We start from the raw sequence: 1,907 nt of genomic DNA on the forward strand, positions 1-1,907 counted from the left end.
TTCTATGTAATGGGTCTACAGATTTTTTAAAAGGCCCTCTCGTTTCTAGTAGAGGGCCGTCTTCTTCAATCCTATCTTACTCTTTTGGGTGCAGAACCTTCATTAGTTCTTCAAAAAGGATCTCTACTCCCTTTGCTGCGGTCTGGCTGATAATTAGTTTCCCGAACCGCTTCTTAGCTTCCCCCTTTTTAACCAGCGAGACATCATGATCATCACTTCCTAACAGGCCCGGTAAATCCAGTGCGCTCGACAAGCTGCGTTCTATCTGACTAACAACTTTTGGTGACAGCAGCGGGCTGAGTTGACTTTTCAACGAGGCGATCGCATCCTTCTGTTGCTTGTCCAGTAACCGGGAATGATAGAGTTCAGGGTTTTCATTGTACTGCCTGTTTCTTTCATCGTAGAAAGCACAGACTCTCTTCCCTATCTCCGTATCAGGTCTTAGCCGTTCAATAGAAATTGAAGTCAGTACCCAAAGGTAGAGCACTTGCCGGGATGTCTTGGATCCGCTCTTTCTGACCCTTTCCTTATCACCGGATGAATCCTCAACCCCTCCATAGCCTAACCGTTGTTTGAACCGGGCTCGCCAATTCCGATATTTCCCGTCTCCCAGGAATCTTTCAATCGGATAAATCTGGGAAATTATCCAGGCTTTGGTTCTGAGACCCATTCCCATATCATCCATGACTTGGTTGTAGACCCTGAATTCTGCGTGCTTCAAAATTCCGGCTATCCGAGTTTCTATCTCAATCTCCCAGTCCGTAAGCTGGCATAGCTGTTTCGCAAGATTCCGAGAGAACTCGGATATCTCAACTCCATATTTAGGGGCGATCGAGACCTCGTAAAGTTTTTGGTAGTAAGCTCGGTTTGTTTTTAGATTACGTTCTTTACCAGCAATGAAGCACCACAAAGGAACCTGACCATCACTTCCTCTGCGAGATTGATTTAAAGCTGCTTCTGGGAACTCATGGGCTAACTGTTGCCTTAACCTGTTGATAATTGGACTCTGGATCCGGTTTAGATTTTGGAGTTGCAGACAGCAGTCTCTGAGTGGGACTATGAAATTTTCGTGTTCGTATCCAAGGAATGCCTCTGCATAGTTCCAATTAATTAAGGCATAGGCGGCAAGCGCAAGCGCATCAGCCGCATCGTTTTTATCTGGCAGTTTCTTGGATTTCCGAAACGCTGCAACTTCCGAGTGTCCTACCCAGAGGACTTTAACCCCTTCCTTTTTTAGTATGTGTGCCCAAATCCAGGAATAGTGTACCCCCGTGGGTTCCATCACCACATAATCAGGGTTTAGGGCGAGCAATTGTTCAATCCCGTCGCGATTAGAATATAATCGTGGGAAAGATTCTCTGTTTTCCTTAAAGTACCTTTTAAGATCAAAAGGTGCTTCTCTCAAGGGGCAACAGACGACGTTATCCTTACTAACGTCTAGCCCAACAATGATCGGTTTTGATTCCATAAATTATCAAGGTTGTTTCTGGGATGTTTTGCGACAAATTCCCTCGCTAATTAGAGCCACGAATCTCCCGAGTCGGATAACAATTCTATGTCCGGCTTCTACGAGGTTAGCCGCCATGTCGGCAGTAGCCTAGTCCACGAAAAAAGAAAACCTTTAAGGTCTATTTCCTTCTCAAGACTCTGAGTTACTGCCGTGCGGCACCGGGTCAATGACCCGGGCGGTTCAATTGCGCTATCTCCCCGCGATCCTCCCAGTGGGGGAAGATTTCGATCCAGCGATAGCTATGGATCAGGCGATCGCCATCAGTGCGATCGCCCCTGGGAAAACCCAGTCATCAGGCGGAAATTAAGGCACGAGTATCTGAGAGATCATTGGTTTCATCGTTTCGAGGCACTCAATAAGGTGCTGGACCAAGGCGATGGCTTGATCACCCTCAAAA

2 protein-coding genes are annotated in these 1,907 nt (G+C 46.7%); one reads left to right on the plus strand and one right to left on the minus strand.

What is annotated here, in order from left to right; all coding sequences use genetic code 11:
* Window positions 1-76: 76 nt before the first annotated feature.
* The gene (locus NG833_RS19980) at window positions 77-1,468 is read right to left on the minus strand and encodes a transposase (RefSeq protein WP_254567030.1); all 1,392 of its coding nucleotides are present in this window, start codon (window positions 1,466-1,468) and stop codon (window positions 77-79) included.
* Between the two features lie 208 nt (window positions 1,469-1,676).
* Here NG833_RS19980 and NG833_RS19985 point away from each other — a divergent pair, with 208 nt between their 5' ends.
* Entirely contained in the window at window positions 1,677-1,817 is a 141-nt protein-coding gene (locus NG833_RS19985) for a hypothetical protein (protein ID WP_254567031.1), read from the plus strand.
* The last annotated feature ends 90 nt before the right edge of the window (window positions 1,818-1,907 follow it).

The organism is Oscillatoria sp. HE19RPO (assembly GCF_024220515.1).
GTDB lineage: Bacteria > Cyanobacteriota > Cyanobacteriia > Cyanobacteriales > Laspinemataceae > Laspinema.